This window comes from Woronichinia naegeliana WA131, from assembly GCA_025370055.1.
Taxonomy (GTDB): Bacteria; Cyanobacteriota; Cyanobacteriia; order Cyanobacteriales; family Microcystaceae; genus Woronichinia; species Woronichinia naegeliana.
The window spans coordinates 2,806,721-2,824,810 of record CP073041.1 but is presented as its reverse complement, the minus strand read 5'-3'; the positions used below and the strand labels follow the sequence as shown (position 1 = coordinate 2,824,810).

General features: G+C 41.2%; 9 protein-coding genes and 5 pseudogenes. 1 reads left to right on the top strand and 13 read right to left on the bottom strand.

The features are described 5' to 3' along the window. Positions 1-152: 152 nt before the first annotated feature. From KA717_14440 to psbA, 12 genes and pseudogenes are all read right to left on the bottom strand, one after another. Entirely contained in the window at positions 153-1,658 is a 1,506-nt protein-coding gene (locus tag KA717_14440) for a UbiD family decarboxylase (GenBank protein ID UXE63675.1), read from the bottom strand. Between the two features lie 326 nt (positions 1,659-1,984). Next, positions 1,985-3,322: pseudogene (locus KA717_14435) on the bottom strand (IS5 family transposase). Between the two features lie 409 nt (positions 3,323-3,731). Next, positions 3,732-3,884, bottom strand: a complete 153-nt coding sequence (locus tag KA717_14430; GenBank protein UXE63674.1) for a 4Fe-4S binding protein — start codon at positions 3,882-3,884, stop codon at positions 3,732-3,734. A gap of 46 nt (positions 3,885-3,930) precedes the next feature. Next, a pseudogene (locus tag KA717_14425) lies at positions 3,931-5,185 on the bottom strand (ISKra4 family transposase). A gap of 73 nt (positions 5,186-5,258) precedes the next feature. Then, positions 5,259-5,594 (bottom strand): annotated as a pseudogene (locus KA717_14420) (bidirectional hydrogenase complex protein HoxU). A gap of 14 nt (positions 5,595-5,608) precedes the next feature. Further along, on the bottom strand, positions 5,609-6,721 hold the full coding sequence (locus KA717_14415) for an IS630 family transposase (GenBank protein UXE64664.1): 1,113 nt from the start codon (positions 6,719-6,721) through the stop codon (positions 5,609-5,611). 93 nt (positions 6,722-6,814) lie between these two features. After that, positions 6,815-7,883 (bottom strand): annotated as a pseudogene (locus KA717_14410) (IS4 family transposase). An 82-nt stretch (positions 7,884-7,965) separates the two neighbouring features. Then, positions 7,966-8,163, bottom strand: a pseudogene (locus tag KA717_14405) (2Fe-2S iron-sulfur cluster-binding protein). 103 nt (positions 8,164-8,266) lie between these two features. After that, positions 8,267-10,876 carry a bifunctional acetaldehyde-CoA/alcohol dehydrogenase gene (gene adhE / locus KA717_14400; GenBank protein UXE63673.1) on the bottom strand — a complete coding sequence of 870 codons (2,610 nt, stop codon included), beginning with the start codon at positions 10,874-10,876 and terminating at the stop codon, positions 8,267-8,269. Positions 10,877-11,011: 135 nt separating this feature from the next. Beyond that, positions 11,012-12,628, bottom strand: coding sequence for an NAD(P)H-dependent oxidoreductase subunit E (locus tag KA717_14395; GenBank protein ID UXE63672.1), 1,617 nt, complete (start codon positions 12,626-12,628; stop codon positions 11,012-11,014). Between the two features lie 33 nt (positions 12,629-12,661). Then, the gene (hoxE, locus tag KA717_14390) at positions 12,662-13,177 is read right to left on the bottom strand and encodes a bidirectional hydrogenase complex protein HoxE (protein UXE63671.1); all 516 of its coding nucleotides are present in this window, start codon (positions 13,175-13,177) and stop codon (positions 12,662-12,664) included. A gap of 815 nt (positions 13,178-13,992) precedes the next feature. Further along, positions 13,993-15,075, bottom strand: coding sequence for a photosystem II q(b) protein (psbA, locus tag KA717_14385; GenBank protein UXE63670.1), 1,083 nt, complete (start codon positions 15,073-15,075; stop codon positions 13,993-13,995). A 360-nt stretch (positions 15,076-15,435) separates the two neighbouring features. Here psbA and KA717_14380 point away from each other — a divergent pair, with 360 nt between their 5' ends. Beyond that, positions 15,436-15,582 (top strand): hypothetical protein, encoded by a 147-nt coding sequence (locus tag KA717_14380; protein ID UXE63669.1) that lies wholly within the window; start codon positions 15,436-15,438, stop codon positions 15,580-15,582. On the opposite strand, the gene KA717_14375 is transcribed toward KA717_14380, so the two are convergent. After that, positions 15,579-18,047, bottom strand: coding sequence for a tetratricopeptide repeat protein (locus KA717_14375; protein UXE63668.1), 2,469 nt, complete (start codon positions 18,045-18,047; stop codon positions 15,579-15,581). The genes KA717_14380 and KA717_14375 overlap by 4 nt on opposite strands. Positions 18,048-18,090 lie beyond the last annotated feature (43 nt).

The following is an 18,090-nucleotide window of genomic DNA, read 5'->3' as shown; positions in this document are numbered from 1 at the left end:
TGAACTAGGTATATAACAATTTTAAAAAGACGATGTTCTAACTTCTCTTGCGAATTAAACAAAAGTGTAATAGCCCATTTCTGACATTGCATAACAACCTCATAACGGTTCGGGTATGCGACTTCTAGTGGGAGTTCCTCCTGTAGGATTGGTTAGACATCATAACCGAATAAATTAGGGTTAACTTCGGTTAAATTAATATCCCCTAAACCGTACTCCTGCCAACGCTGAGAAACCTGTTCTGCCATAGTCGGATCGGATTCTAAAACCTCACCCCAATCATGATCTGTTTCGGGATAGATTTTAGTCGTAGCATCAATGCCCATGCGACCGCCTAAGCCAATTTTTTCACTGGCAAAGTCGAGGGTATCAAAGGGCGTTTCCGGCAAAATAAAGACATCGCGCACCGGATCAACTTTTGAGCTAATGGCCCATACCACCTGACGTGGATCACGGATATTAATATCTTTGTCCACCACAATCACAAATTTGGTATAGGTAAATTGGGGTAAAGCACTCCAAAAAGCTAGGGCGGCCCGTTTTGCTTGGCCTGGGTAGGCTTTATCAATGGAGATAATTGCTGCTTTATAACTCAATGCTTCCATCGGTAGGAAAAAGTCAGTAATTTCGGATACCTGTTGCCGCAAAATAGGCGTATAAATCCGGTTCAAGGCGATCGCCATCATGGCTTCTTCCTTAGGAGGACGGCCACTAAAAGTGGTGAGATAAAGGGGATTTTGTCGATGGGTCAAACAATGGAAACGAATCAGGGGAGAATCTTCCACGCCACCGTAGTAACCCATGTGATCACCAAAGGGGCCATCCGGTAACATTTCGCCAGGGGTAATGGTTCCTTCTAGGATAAATTCGGCATCAGCTGGCACTTCCAAATTTAAGGTTTTACATTTAGCCAAAGTCACGCCTGAACCGCCATACAAACCAGCGAATAACCATTCCGATAAATCCACTGGAATCGGTGTAGCCGCCGCCATAATAATTAAGGGATCAACCCCCAAGGCGATCGCAATTTCTAGTTTTTTGCCCTGTTCTGCTGCCTTGCGTAAATGCCTGGCTCCTCCTCTTACAGATAACCAATGAACGGTCATGGTCTGGGGAGATTGTAATTGCAAGCGATAAACGCCTACATTCGGTGTTCCTGTTTCGCAATCTTTGGTAATCACCAAACCGAGGGTAATAATTTTGCCTGCATCGCCAGCATAGGGACGAATCATTGGAATTTGGGTTAGATCCAGATCTTTTTCTTCAATGACAATTTGCTGACAAGGGGGAAAAAAGCTATGACCTGGCTTGGCTTTAAGTACATCAAATAACACCTTGCCAAAATCAATAGCTTGGGAAATTTTTTTCGGCGGTTTAGGTTGTTGCAGTAGCGATAATTTTTTGCCTAAATCCTCTAATTCGAGGGGATGATTCATATTCATGGCCCAACAAATCCGTTCCACTGTTCCCATTAAATTGACTGCGACGGGAAAGGCTGAACCTTTAACATTTTCAAATAAGAGGGCCGGGCCACCGGCTTGTAATAGACGATTAGCAATTTCAGCAATTTCTAGATCGGGATTCACCTCGGCGGTGATGCGTCGTAGTTGTCCTCGGTTTTCCAGTATTTGGATAAATCCCCGTAAGTCTCTGGCCATAATAGTTAAAAAGAATGATGCGATCGCTGTTATCAGGCTAACAGATTTTAGGCTCTTGGTGTCAGCTTGGCTTAAGGACAGCTTGGCAAAAATTAGTTAGGGCTTGCTGAAAAAGTCAAAAAACGAAAGAAATGTGGGTTAGGGAAGTATGGACTGAAAAAGCATAGATAACTTATCCTTATGGAAACAAATCAAAATACAGATTTTGTTTAATCTATTGTTCCTTTCTGTCTAAAAAGGTCAACACAAATCACTCCTCACAAAAGAGAGGAAAATTAACACCATTTTTCACAAGAAAAACGACTCTACAACTTTTTACTTTTTGTCTTCTGAAGTAGAGTAGAAAGATTCATTACCAAAAAGTTCATCGCAATTACCGTTTCCGAGGTCTCAGGTAGTTTGGCCATCACTCGACCAAGACTAAATTTCCTCTTTCCCTGTCCGAATTTACCCTCAATGGCATTACGCACTCTTTCATCTGAGCGTGCCTCTTTCTTTTTTTCTTTGCTCACCTCTTTCGGCGGTCTTCCCAATCGGGGACCACTCATTCTTATATCCCTTTCTTTACAATAAGCTCGATTCGCTTTTGTTCGATAGATTTTATCCACATGAACCGATTCCGGATAACATCCTGTTTCCCTTTTATATTCTTCTATTCGCGCTTGTAAATCTCCCGATTCGTTGTAATTATCCCAACTTAATTTGTCTAAGAAGACAAAGCCATTCACATTACTTGCCGATATTTTAGCTCCAAACTCTACTGCTTTTCCCGCTTTTCCACGCACTATTGGACGCACGTGAGGTTGGCTTACACTCACAATTCTGTTTTCTACTTTATTTGTCTTTTTTTCATACATTTCTAACTGTTGCTCATACACTTTTCCTATCGTTACAAGCTCTTCTTGCTCTTTTTTCGTTAGTTTTTCTAACTTTGCTCCCTCTTCTATCATTTTTTCTATATGAGACAAGTTTCTTTTTATATATCCTAGTTGTTTTTTTGTTCCTTTTCTTCTTTCTTTTTTTGACACACGACGTTTTTTTGCTATGGCTAAGTACTCTTTTCTTGCCACTTCCCTATAAGTCCTCGGCTTTTCTTTCCTTTTCTCTTTTATTTCTTCATACAGCTTATCTATTATTTTTTCTGTTTTTTCTCTGGCATCATTCAATATTCCTATATCCGTTGGATATTTTATATCTGCTGGTGTACAAGTCGCATCTAACAATAACTTTCCTTCATTTTCTTTTTTTTCTGACGCTACACCCGTCGCTTTTTTTTCTATTTCTTTATTAATTTTATTTATTAATTCCATTCCTATTTTTTTACGAAAATGAACCATCATTGACGCATTAAATGCTTCTTTGCTACTATAGCTTTCCATTCCTATAAAGTACTGTAAATAAGGGTTCTCTTTTATTTGTTCTACTGTTTCTCTGTCACTTTTTCCTGAAATTTCTTTGATAATTAATGCTCCTAATGCCATTCTAAATGATTTGGCTGGGGCTCCTTTTTTTTCTGTGAAGTTTTTTGCATATTCTTCCTCATATTCTTCCCAGGGAATCATTTTTGACATTTCTATCCAACGATTTTCTTCGTCTAACTGCCCGCCGAACAGATTTTTCAAGTTTTCTGGTGTTTCAATTGAGTACTGTTGCTTTCGGTACATCTGCTTTCTCTCTTCTTAATGCAATGGTTTTGAGGCATTCTACCCTATTTTCGTGCATTCTAGCGGTTCTTAATTCGCCTACTATTTTTCTCCGTAAAGGTTTCAGCTTTTTTCAGCAAGCCCTAAATAGGGCTTGCTGAATAAGTATAGAACCCTTGCCAGATAATGCTTTCAAGCATTTTAAAAACGATCAGGTGCAAGGTTATGGCCTTTGGAGGCTCAAAGCCCATGCACGTCGTTGGAAAACTGGGGGTTGAAATTGGAAACTACTCTCTGAAGTCACCATTTTTCGCCTCCTGTGGCATCTAGGTTCGTTTTGTGGACTTTTTCAGCAGACCCTAAATAGTTTGCGAATAAAAGGTTCCAAATGTTGCCATCGGTCTGAGTTTTGAGTCATCCTAATAACTCTTTATCTTGTCCATTGTTGGCGATCGCGGGCGGCGGCCAGAAACTCTAATTTTTCGCTATCTTTATGTTCCTCGGCGGTGGTCATACCCTTATGGAAAATCGAACCAGTCGGACAAGCATCCACACATTTACCGCAGGAAGTACAGGCTTCCACCGTTCCCCAGGGGGGTGCGACCTTTAGTTGATAAAAGCTGTTGTAATCAGGGTTCTACAGGGAACCCATATTGATCAAGTTTTGCCCAAAATTGACTCCATCGTTCCTTGGTCAATACCAAAGCTCGTAGGCTCAAAATAATTCCTGCTCCTTTTTCCTTCCATCGCATTCCTGAACAACATAATCGTTGTTTGACCAACGTCTTACAAGCTGCTTCCGTAACACCTGAACCAATCGGATACTTTTTCTCTAAGTATTCAGCATAATCCATTTGATGCTGATGATTCTCGTAATAAGTAATCGCCGCTTGTAGTTTCTCGGTAAGATTCTTAGAATGACTTTTTTCTTCTTTGACTTCTTTCATCAGATTTAGCAGTTCTCCTGCTTTTCCTTTTTCATGCTTGAGTTCTCGACAATTTTCAGTCAACCATTCTTTTTGTTTTGACACGGTATTCGGATGCAACGCTTCTGCCAAGGCACCTAAGTAACTAGAGGCATGATAGAAATCTAATATCTGTTCTTCCGTTTGCTTTTCTAAAAACTTCCAATTTGATTCTGCCCCGTCTGCTATCCCGACCAATGTTGCCTCTGGATAACGGTTTTTCGCTCGCTCAATTTCTCTTTCTAATCTTTCTAGAAAACTCTTTTTTCCATACTCTGGTGCCGCACCTAGATAGATTGTATGTTGACGTTCGCCTTCACTATCGTATAGGGAAACGGTTCCCACCATTGCTTCACGGTAGCCATCTAATCCTATTCCCACTGTTGCAATTTGGCTATCCTCCTTGGGCGGGGCATAACTCCACGCTTCTTCTTTTGCCTGTACCACACTTCCTACTGCTTCACTCAATCTTTGGATATAGGATAGCGCTACTTTTCTACCATGATTTTCTAATAAATCATTTTTCACCTCTTTGCCTGCCATCCCTGACATTTTTGAGGATACCTGTTTTGCCAATAATGGCGTTGATGTTATGATTATCCTTGCTTCTCTTTCTAAGGGGCAATACGTTTTTCCTCAAAGGTGAACGCTGATATACATGACGATTCACTATAACCTCACCATAAGGTGTTTGATATTCTTTCGGTTGCTCTCCCTTACTCTTCCAGATTTCTTCACCGATTTTTAAGGGTGAACCATCTGTATCTAAATATTTCAAGGCTTCTTTGCTGGCGATGCAACCTACTTCGTTTAAGCCTTTTTGAATATTTATTTCTGTATCCAACATTGAACGACTTAGTTCTAATGTTAGTTCTATTTTTATCTTTGAACCCTCTACATTAATTAGTTTTGCTGTCATCATTGTTTCCTCTTTGTCACTTTTCATCTCATGTTAACACTTTTCTTTTCCTTCATCAACTAAAGGTCATACCCCCCCAGGGTTGATTTAAGCCTGAGACAATTTTACATTCTGCCCCTCGATAAGCCACATCCCAAACGTGCGCTCCTTCCAGTTCATCACAGACGCGCACACAACGGGTACAGAGAATACAACGATTGTGATCAATGCCAAAAAGAGGATGGGATAAATCCACTTCTCGTTTAGGAAAACGATAGGGAAAACGACTGTGATCCATGCCCACTTCGATCGCCATATTCTGTAATTCACAGTTGCCATTCGCGACACAAATTGCACAAACGTGATTGCCTTCAGCGAAAATTAATTCCACCGTCATGCGGCGATAATCTTGCAATTTGGGAGTGTCGGTAAGCTGTCATCAGTTTAACTTGCAATAATACTTGAGCCCTTGTTTTTGATTTTACGTCCCCAACATATTGTCAATCCACCTTCATTAAGAAGTTTATGGATGAGAGATTCTAATTCTTCAATTGATTTGAATAATTTATTTGCAATATATTCTTTTGCTGAATGCCATACCAATTCCATTAAATTATAATCGGGACTATAGGGGGGTAAAAACTCCAAAATAATGTTTGGCATTTCTTCCGTGCTCTCGTCTAGAATTTCTTGCTTTTTGTGGAAGCTCGCATTATCTAAAATAATCACAATCTTCGGACCATTCTTTTCAAAGTCTTCTTTTTTATTTCCTTGTTCTATCCATTCTCTTTGTATGTCTTTGTAAAATTTTAATAATACACTCTTGAAGTTCTGAGAGTTACCAGTGGGAATCAAATCAACCCACCGTTTTTTGTCAGTATATCTAATACCACCCATTACATTGACTCTTCCTTTTCTTCTATCTCCCCTCACTTTTTTACGCTTTCCTTTTTTTGTCCAATGTTTTCTCCGTATTACTCTTAAGCTGAAGCCACTTTCATCCCAAAACCATATCTGGATTGATTCTGGCTTTTCTTTCAAAAGCTTCTTGTACTCTTTAACTTTCTTTCTAAATTCCTCTCTTTTTTGCTCATCTTTTTTATCTTCTAGACTATATTTTGCCCAGATGTAGACAAATCGCTTTTTTTTAAGCATATTTCTAAGTTGTGTATTTCCTAACAATATACCCGTTTCTTTTTCCATATGAGTTGATAGTCTTGCTACTGTCCAACGTCCAAATTCATATCCAAACTCTTCAGGCTCTTTGATTATTATCTCCGTCAATTTCTCTATGTATTCTTCTGTTACTTTCCTGTGATTTCCTTTTTTTCTTTTGTCTCTTAAGCTTTCTATCTCTTTCGGATTTCCATTATTGCACCAGTACCACACTTGTCGTTTGCAACATCCTAATAATCCTGATATTTCATCATACGTTTTTCCTTCATTTCTCAGTAACATAATCAATATTCTCTCTCTTGTAACTGCGTGCTCTTCCGTTTTAAGGGCTTTTTGTAGCTCTTTCTTGGTCTTTTGGTCTAAGAAGTTTAACGTCAGCATAGTCATACAAAAAAGTAAGTCTATATATTCTACCTTATATCCACTTAGAGTGATGACAGCTTATGAACAACCATTTCCTCCGTTACCGTTGTTCTAAGTACAGGACAAAAAATGTAGGGAGTCGAGAAAAAGAGAAAAATTGGGTAGAGAAGGATTAAGAACAAGATGACGAAGATGGTCAAAACCAAGACGAAAAAGACTCTGCGCTAGGCGACCATGTTTCTTGAGGGGAATGGGATGAAGATGATGAATTGCTAGACCAGTTTTGAGAGACCAAGCCAAAGCTAAAGTCAGTAAAGCCAAAAGCTTACGAAGACGCTTGGGGTCAGTAAAGTGAGTAGATTCCAAGCAAAAGCCACGAGTCTTAAAGATGCCAAAAAGGGTTTCAATGCCCCAACGCAGGGCATAATCGTGAATAAGACCTTGGGAATCGGGATGTCCAATGACGATGAGTAGAGAATTATCAGGCAAGCGAAGAGCCTCTACAGAAACAGGATATCCCCAAACCCGACAACTCCCTTGAAGACGTTGAGATTCACTCTTTTGCAAGATGGGCAAAAATGACTTTGGCGGCCAAAAGCTTGCCATTGTGCTCAATCTTGTCCGTAGCCCGAATTCTCAGACAGAAAGCCAGTAGCGGTTCGAGCAGAAGATAGCGAAGCCAAGCCTGACCAATAAACTCACGGTCGCCACATAAACAACGAATCAGGGCGGTGGGAAAAATCTTGAGCATCTCCTCGATAAAACGCATTCGTTCATCACTGTTAGAATTGCCCTTTTTCTTGCTAAGCATCCACCACAAGATGGGAATGGCTACTCCTTCATGGACAATGCCGACAGTGAGGATATTATAACCATGACTGCCAAACTCCCAGGTTGTGCGGTCAATACTTAATACCCAAGGTTGAGGGATATCCAGCCAACTGACTACAATACGGGCAATGTGATGGTAATCCAGCTCAAATCCTGAGAAAAAGCGTTGTAAGCGTTTGTAATGAGAATCCACCAATGCCCGACCTTCAAAACCCAGAGCCAATTCTTTAAGGTTAACCGTTTTCACTTTGAGGAGGGCGAGTAAGAACAAGGCTAGGAAGGAGAGTCTGGCACCATGCCATCCCAAATGGGGTTTTAGGGCTTGTTTCAATGCGTTATATTGGTTCATGGGTTTTCTTACATTACGTTCATCTTCCATGAAACCCCTTTCTCGTATACTTTTCAAGCCTTTTGTCCTGTACTTAGACCGTTGTTACACAGGCAGGGGAAAGTTTATTAATACCTTCAATTTCCACTAGGCAAAGACGACAGGCTGCGGTATCAGAAACTCCATCTAAATGGCAAAGAGTCGGGATATGAACCCCCGCTTCTTTGGCGACCTGTAAAATAGTTGCTCCTTCTTCTACGGCGATCGCAGTATCGTCAATCGTTAAAGTAATAACAGACATAGGGAATAGTTAATAATGAATAGTTGATAGTGAAAAAACGGTTTGAATTTGCCGTCTGAGCTGATATTTCCCCCCCTTTCAAAGGTAGCTAGGGGGGATTAAGCTACACTTTCGCAGTCTCCGTAACCGCAGGAATCCCGTGATAAGCCAGCAGATAGAGTTCCTTGAGGTCTTTAATGAGAGGATATCGAGGATTTGCTCCTGTACACTGGTCATCAAAGGCTTGTTCTGCTAAGGATTCTACTGCCTCATAAAAGTCTTGATCTTGTCCGTTGAGAACTTCTTTAATGGTGAGGGGAATATTGATCTCTCGTTTGAGATTATCCACTGCCTCTATTAATTTCTCAACTTTTTCGTCGTCCGTTTCCCCGCCTAAATGTAAATAATCGGCAATTTGGGCATAACGAAATTTGGCATTTGGGAACTTGTATTGGGGAAAAATCGCCTGTTTAAAGGGAGCATCCGTTGCGTTATAGCGAATGACATGGGAGATCATCAAAGCATTAGCCAGTCCGTGCGGGACATGAAAACTCGCGCCTAAGTTATGGGCTAGAGAGTGACAAATTCCTAGAAAAGCATTGGCAAAGGCCATTCCAGCGATCGTCGCGGCATAATGGACTTTTTCCCGTGCTTTAGCATCATGAGGCCCATCTTTATAGGCGCGGGGAAGATAGGCAAAAAGTAAACCGATCGCCTTGAGAGCCAAGCCATTCGTAAATTCTGTTGCAAAAACCGAAACATAGGATTCTAGGGCATGGGTTAGGGCATCAATTCCTCCGTAGGCGGTCAAACCCTTGGGAATATTCATCACCAATTTAGGATCGGAGATCGCCATGCTAGGCGTGAGGGCATAGTCCGCTAAGGGATACTTAATGCCAGTCCGTTCATCAGTAACGACTGCAAAAGGAGTCACTTCCGAACCCGTACCAGAGGTCGTGGGGATTGCAACCAGCAGAGCTTTTTCTCCCAAGGGGGGTAAATCATAGACCCGTTTGCGAATATCCATAAAGCGCATGGCAAATCCTTCAAACTCAATTTCAGGATGCTCATACATCAACCACATGACCTTAGCCGCGTCCATCGGAGAACCGCCACCGATCGCAATAATCACATCAGGCTTAAAGGCATTCATGACGGCTAGCCCTTTATTGACAGTGGCTAAACAGGGATCGGGTTCCACGTCATAAAAAACGTTGTATTTAAAATTCATTTCCTCCAAAATTTCTTCAATTTCTTTGGTAATGCCCAAATCGTAGAGGGGTTTATCGGTAATAATAAAAGCCCGTTGTCGCCCCTTCAAATCTTTTAAAGCAAAGGGCAAGCAACCATAGTTAAAATAAACTTTGGGCGGAACCCGAAACCAGAGCATATTTTCCCGACGGGCCGAGACGGTTTTGATATTGAGTAAATGTTGAACCCCCACATTCCCACTAATAGAATTGCCGCCCCAACTGCCACATCCCAAGGTCAAAGAAGGATCTAGACGGAAATTATAGAGATCTCCGATCGCTCCGACAGAAGAAGGCGTATTTACCAAAATGCGGGCAACCTTGATGCGGTCTTCAAATTGTTGGATATTGCGGTTATTGGTTGGCTCAGTATAAAGGGAAGCCGTATGCCCTCGCCCGCCAAATTCGACTAATTGTTCCGCTTTATCGACGGCATCTGGGAAATCTTTCGCATGATACATCGCCAAAATCGGGGACAATTTTTCGTAGGCAAACGCTTCGTCAGGGTCAATTTTCTCTACTTCGCCGATAATGACCTTAGCTCCTATTGGACAAGTAATCCCCGCTAGTTGCGCGATCGCCTGAATGGATTGACCGACAATCTCAGGATTGAGCCGTTGATTCACCAAGAGAACCTGACGAATTTTCTCAGCTTCATCAGGGTTTAAAAAATAAGCTCCACGCTCTTGGAATTCCTGCTTAACCGTGTCGTAAATTTCATTTTCAACGATCACCGACTGCTCAGAAGCACAGATCATGCCATTATCAAAGGTTTTGCTGAGAATAATCGAAGAAACTGCCATTTTAAGATCCGCAGTATGATCAATTACCGCAGGAGTATTGCCCGCTCCAACTCCTAAAGAAGGATGTCCAGAGGTATAAGCCGCTTTGACCATCCCTGGCCCGCCAGTTGCTAAGATCAACTTAATTTCAGGATGTTGCATCAAAGCCTGGGAAAGCTCAATGGTTGGTTCCTCAATCCAAGCAATAAGATGATCAGGCGCGCCCGCTTGAATAGCCGCCTTGAGAATAATTTTGGCTGTTTCAACAGTGCTTTTTTTGGCTCTGGGATGGGGAGAAAAAATAATCGCATTGCGAGTTTTTAAAGTTAATAATGCTTTAAAAATAGTTGTAGAAGTAGGATTGGTAACAGGTATAATTCCTGCAATTACACCAATAGGTTCGGCAATTTTTTGAAAGCCAAAGGAATCATCGGATTCAATAATGCCACAGGTTTCTTCATCACGGTACTTGTTATAAATAATTTCCGAAGCAAAGTGATTTTTGATGACTTTATCTTCGAGAATTCCCATTTGGGTTTCTGTGACAGCTATTTTTGCCAGTTGAATACGGGCAGAGTTGGCGGCCATTGCCGCTTGTTTAAAAATTTTATCTACTTGGACTTGGGTAAAAGTCGAGTATTTTTGTTGAGCAAGAGAAACCTGATGAATCAGAGCTTCTAGTTCTTGAAGATTAGTGGCCATGGGGTTGCTCCTTAATAAATTTTGACTTTGATTGTGATTAAAAAGCTTGCGGAGTTTTGTATCACACGAACCTTTTGGGTGAAACCAAGATTATTTCCCCATCAATTTCAGTGAATCAATCTGTCATCTTGCGGATCAGACTGGGAATGACTCAGTTTTAACGAGTTTCAAATACTCATCTTTAAAATAGCGCAAAGTACTCAAAACGGGATTAGGTGCGCTTTGCCCCAAACCACAAAGGCTGGTTTCCTTGACCATGTGACAAAGAGCTTCTAATCTTTCGATATCCTCTGGTTTTGCCTCTTTATTGATGAGTTTTGTTAACATTTCATAAAGTTGCACCGTTCCTGTCCGACAGGGGATACATTTGCCACAGGATTCACTCTGACAAAAATCCATGTAGAATTGCGTCATATCGACCATGTTGGTGCTGTCATCTATAACGATCATGCCGCCCGATCCCATCATGGTTCCCAAGGCTAGAAGAGCATCGTATTCAATGGGCGTATCAAGGGCCGAAGCGGGAATACATCCTCCCGATGGCCCCCCTGTTTGCACGGCTTTAATGGTTCCACCGTCAGGCACACCGCCCCCAATTTCTTCCACCACTTGCCGAACCGTCATTCCCATTGGGACTTCGACTAAACCCGCGTTTTTGACTTTTCCTGTGAGCGCGAAAACTTTAGTTCCTTTGCTTTTCGCTGTGCCAATACCGGCGTACCAGTTGCCTCCTTCTCGGATAATCGGGACAATATTAGCGAAAGTTTCCACGTTGTTAATCAGGGTCGGACATTCCCAGAGTCCCGATTGGGCAGGGTAGGGGGGACGAGTACGAGGATTACCACGACCGCCCTCAATGGAGTTAATCAGAGCCGTTTCTTCACCACAAACGAAAGCTCCCCCCCCCCCACGAATATCGATTTTGCAGTCAAAGGTGGAGTCGAAAATTTGGGAACCGAGCAGACCGTATTTTTTCGCCTGTTGAATGGCTTTTTGTAATCGTCTAATGGCGAGAGGATATTCGGCCCGTACATAAATAAATCCGTGATTGGCTCCCACTGCATAGGCCGCGATCGCCATTCCTTCCAAGACGCGATGAGGATCACTTTCGAGAACACTGCGATCCATAAAAGCTCCTGGATCACCTTCATCGGCATTACAAATCACATATTTTTGTTTCCCTGGCATTTTGCCTACAGTGGCCCACTTTAAGCCCGTTGGATAACCACCACCGCCCCGACCCCGTAGCCCACTTTTGGTAATTTCAGCAATCACTTGCTCAGGGCTGAGTTCATAAATAACATGATGTAATTGTTCATAACCGCCAGTTTTAATATAATCTTCGATACTTTCGGGATCAATGTGACCAGAATTTTCCCGAACAATATTGTGTTGTAGCGCAAAAAAGGGATGGTTGGGATCTCCTTGGAACGGTAAAGATTCGGCAGGGGGAATATTTAGATTAAGAGTACTGAGAATGCTAGAAGCTTGCTCTGGTGTCACCTGCTCATAGAGACTGCCAAGGGGATCAACCGCGACTAATGGCCCCTGACCACAAAATCCCATACAGCCCACCCGCACAACCTCGGCTTCTTTTTCGAGTCCCGCTTCGGCGATCGCCTTTTCCAAATTATTTTTAACGGCCTCTCCTTGAGAAGAGAGACAACCCGATGAATTACAACATCGAAGACGGATTTTAAGCTGTTTTTCTTGGGTTTCGTGGGCAATTTTGCGTAATTCAGTAATATCCATACTTTTATTTCCGTTTTATTTAGTAACTATAAACTATTCACTTTTAACCCAGGGACGAATGTGTTCTATCACAGATTGCTCCGTTTGTTTCCCCAGCACATTGCCATCAAATACAGCAGCAGGGGCGATCCCACAAGCTCCAATACAACGAGCAACGACGAGAGAAACTTGACCGTCCTCCGTTGTTTCGCCTAATTTGATGCCAATTTCAGTTTTCAGGGTACTCAATAAAGCATCGGCTCCTTTGACATAACAGGCAGTTCCCAAACAAATCACACAGGTATGTTCACCACTCGGTTTGAGGGAAAAGAGATGGTAAAAAGTGGCAACACCATAGACTCGACTGAGGGGCAGCTTCAACCCTCTGGCAATGTAAAGCAATACATCTTCTTCTAAATAACCAAAGGCTTCCTGGGCTTTATGGAGAATTTCAATCAGTGCATCTTGGCTAAACTGATTGCGTTTCATCGTCGCATCAAGAACTTTAAAGCGTTTGTCACCACTGGGATGATCGTTTGTAGCGGTTTTGGCAGGGGAGGCGGTAGGCATAGGGACTGTCCTATAGGTCAATTCTAAACTATTTCCCTGGTGATATAGGGGGCGAAAAATTTGAGAGATGATAGATTAACGCTTTGTTAACCTGATGTTCTGGGAAGCAACCTTATTTTTACACCCTATCAAGGTAAAGTGAACAGAATTTTATATTTTTTAAATATCCAAATTTTGACACAATTAAACAACAGAAGAGTTGCTAAAGCAGTAATGTTTTAGACCGGCGGATTGTATTTCTATAACGTAGTCAGTCTATTCATCATGACTTATTTTATCTACAGATTCAGAATACCACTGATCAGCTATTGGTAAATTTTGGGGTCAATGAAAAGCGGGTTTTGTTAGCGACTGTTCATGCTCTACTAACCGATAAAATTCTTGTCTATAAAACGGCGATCGCGAATTAAAATAAAGGCAATGGAATTAGATTTCTCGGTTCTTCGATATTTGTTATGCCAAATATGAGGTTATCTACTCCAGAACCCATGCCAAGAAAGGGTTTCCTTGCCTTTACACTCAATTCATGCAAAAAACTGACAGTTTTAATCGAAAGCCTTATGCAGCAAGGATTTTAGGAGTTGATAAAATGACTTAGCATAGTAACTACCGATGAACCCGACATAATAATAATTTCTCCCTTTTTGTTCCGCTCTAAACTTAACTCAGGATTGTAACGGCAAAGCTGAGAGAATTGTTCATGAGAAACCTACCCAAACTTTACAAAGCCCAAATCCAATATAGCAAAAGCACCCCCTAAAACTAGAGAGTGCCTTTGTTTAAATATTTAGATTGTAGTTAGCTACATTCAGGAATTAACCATGAATCGCAGGAGCGGTTAAAGCTACGGGAGCTTGTTCGCCAGAAGCGAGGTCAAGGGGGAAGTTGTGAGCATTACGTTCGTGCATTACTTCAAAACCAATGTTAGCGCGGTTCAATACATCAGCCCAAGTGCTGACCACACGACCTTGAGAGTCGAGGATAGATTGGTTAAAGTTGAAACCGTTTAAGTTGAAAGCCATGGTGCTGACACCCATCGCGGTGAACCAGATCCCGATTACGGGCCAAGCACCTAAGAAGAAGTGTAAAGCACGGCTGTTATTGAAAGAAGCGTATTGGAAGATTAAACGACCGAAGTAGCCGTGAGCCGCAACGATGTTGTAGGTTTCTTCTTCTTGACCGAATTTGTAACCATAGTTCTGAGATTCAACTTCGGTTGTTTCACGCACTAAGCTAGAGGTTACTAAGGAACCGTGCATAGCAGAGAACAGAGAACCACCGAATACACCAGCTACTCCCAACATATGGAAGGGGTGCATCAAGATATTGTGTTCAGCTTGGAACACGATCATGAAATTAAATGTTCCAGAGATACCTAAAGGCATACCATCGGAGAAAGAACCTTGACCTATGGGGTAGATCAAGAAAACGGCAGTAGCGGCGGATACGGGTGCAGAGTAAGCAACACAGATCCAAGGACGCATCCCTAAGCGGTAGGAGAGTTCCCACTGACGACCCATGTAGCAAAAGATGCCGATGAGGAAGTGGAAAACAACCAACTGGTAAGGGCCACCGTTGTACAACCACTCATCTAAGGAAGCAGCTTCCCAGATGGGGTAGAAGTGAAGACCAATAGCATTAGAGCTAGGAACAACAGCACCAGAGATAATGTTGTTACCGTAAAGCAAAGAACCAGCAACGGGTTCCCGAATACCGTCAATGTCAACGGGGGGAGCGGCGATGAAGGCAATGATGAAGCAGGTGGTGGCAGTTAAGAGGGTGGGGATCATCAAGGTACCGAACCAACCGACATAGATGCGGTTGTTGGTAGATGTCACCCACTGACAGAACTGTTCCCATACGGACGCGCTTTCGCGTTGTTGTAAGGTCGTTGTCATTGGTTTATGATTCCTGTATGTATTTGTCAAGGTACGAATGATTGACTGTTTACACTATAGAGGCTTTTTCTGAGTTTGTAAAGCTTTGTAACGGATTTTAACAATATTTCTCATTATCATAGTCATAAGTTTTGCTTATGACAGCGATCGCGGTTTGGATTTGAGTGATGAGCCTTGGCTGAATCTTTGACGAGCGTTGAGGTTTTGAAGCTAACGAGTGGATCTGTGTTCAATGGCTCCCAACTGTTTTAAGGATTGTTTTTGAGCCGCGTTAAGACCTGTTACCCCCGTGATATTCATATTTTCGTAGGGTCGAGGAGATTTCCAAGTCGCGATACAGTCAAAGCTGTTTAAATTCCATTGTTTAATGCTGCCGTCTTTGCTACTACTGGCCAAAATGGGTTCGGTGGAGTGAAAGGCGATCGCGGTGACAGCTTTGCCATGACATTAAAAAATATGTTGGCATTCATAGCGGCGAATGATGGTGTCATAACTGGCACTAGCTAACCATTTTCCATCGCAGGGGGTATTTGCATGGCTTTTTTAACTCGTTTGATTTGTTCGGGCGCATCAATTTTTTCTGGCCCCCAGAGGTCGAGAGCTTTATCAAAGTAGGTTTGACTGTTGGGTTGATCGCCCATTGCTTGATAGGTGAGGGCAAGTTGAAAGTAGGCTTCAGCAAGGTCACATTTTGCACCAATTTTTTCTAGGATTTTGATGGATTCGGAGTGATGAGCAAGAGCAATATCATAATTTTTCTGAATGCGATACAGTTCACCTAAATAAATTAAAACGGTAGCTTCAATTTGGTTAAAATTACTTTCTTTTGCATATTTAATTGCACGGTCATACATATCAAAAGACTTTTCAAACTCTCCTAAATTTTTAAATGTTATGCCTAAGAAAAGTGGATTATAACCCTTAGTCCATGACGAAAAAAATAAGTCTCTGTCAAAAATATCTATTAACAATTCATTGGCTAATTTTCTTGCTGCTTCTTCTTGTAATAGAGAAGAATATAAAAAAGCCATATATACTAATAGACTTCTCTTTGCTATTTTAATTTCTCTTTCATTAAATTCTTGTAATAAGCAGGAATGCAAAAAAGTCATATATACTAATATATCTATCTTTGCCACTTTAATTTCACTTTCATTAAATCCATTTTTATGGCAAAATTCCAGTATATAAGAATTTAGAGTTTTTTCAAAAAAAGTTTTTGCCTCTTCTAATTCAAACAAATCAACTTTACATAAACCAATAAAATAGAATACTTTATTTAGTTGTTTTTTCCAAAACAGTTTTTGCTCTGATTCTTGAGCCATCTGGATATATCGTTCACAAATTCCGCCCGATATTTGATAGCACTTTATAGATCGTGTTATTTCTCCTCTATAACTATGCAAGGCACCTAGCACATTATAAAGAGCAACTAAACTCAGACTTTTATCTATTAATAAATAACCTTTGTCTAGATACGGGATTAGTTTATTTGCACAGGCAATCATTCGTTCCAAAAGTCCTAATCTACAAAAAGCTTCCCCTAGATTTTCTAATACTTGAAATTTATTGTTTCTTGATAACAAAATAACCTCACTAGCCTTCTCATAATCATCAACATTAAAATAATGATAATAAGCTTCTAAAGCTTTCAGCGCATCCTTAACTGTATCAATATTTTTAACACTTTTATTCCAAAATTCTGCGGCTTCAATATTGGATTTTTTCCAATCTTCACTATTCCTTAGCCGATTAATTGCTTCATTCCGAATTAATGGATGCAAATGATATTTACCATTAGAATAATCCACTAAAGAGCGATCTCGCAAAGCGTTAATAACTTGACCTCTTTGATTTTCTGCCACATCCCACAGCAGACAAAATAATCCTTCTAACGGTACATTCTCAACATCTTGATAACGATAACAACCCATCCGACATAGTAACTTATAAGCATCGGGATAAATATTTTCTAAACGCTCAAACTGTTCCTCAATTAAATTATCTATATTTAATAAAGCTCCCAACTTCTGTTGTTCTTCCCAAAAAGTATCTATATCTCCAGAATAATCGAGAAAAACGCGCTCAGACAATAGCTTCATTGCCAAAGCATTCCCCTGATAAGCATCCCAAATCGGCTGAATCTCCTGATTATTATGAGTAATGCCCCTATTATAAAAATAAGTTTGCCATGCTTCTAAATCTAAAATCGGCAAACGATAGAGCGAAATATCTACTCCTTCTCCTAATGCTTCTCGACTGGTAATCAAGGTAATAGACTTAACCGTTGGATCAGCCAAAATTCGTAATAATTCTAGATAACGACGATGCGCTTCAATCAATCGCCCAGAACTATCTAAAGCGGGTTCAAGGTTATCAATCAAAACTCCCATCGCTTCAGCTTGTAATTTTTCTTTTAATCGCGTTAAAGATACTAAAAAATCTCGTCCTGGTTCTTCTCCTAAAGACCGCAAACATTGTTCCAATAATCCTTCAATCGCTGCAATATCTTTTGTTTCCTTAGCGATGGGAAATTCAATAACCTTGTCACCAAATTTATCCGCTAAATATTTACGCGCCAGAGTCGTTTTCCCCACACCACCAGCCCCCTGAATCAAGATTACCTTTGCTTCTTTAGCCACAAGAGCATTGAGATCGGCGATCGCGCTTTCCCGTCCCACAAAATTAGGATCAACAATATTAACTAATGCTGTCTGAGTCCCGATTAAGACTGATTCGTCGTTAATTTCCTGTCCATAACCCGTCATCTCTCCTAAATCCAAATTAAGAGCGCGACAAATTTCTTCCGCGTTGAGATAGTCAATGGGTTTGCCATTAAGAAACCGACTGACCACATCCCGCGACAACCCCAACCCACTAGCTAAAGCTTGCTGACTGGGATAGCCATTGCGACGAACAGCTTCTTTGATTTTCCTAATGAATTCTGGCTTAACTTGCAGCGATCTTCCCATGTATTATTTTTTAGCTAGATTCCAATCTTCATCCAGTGTAGCT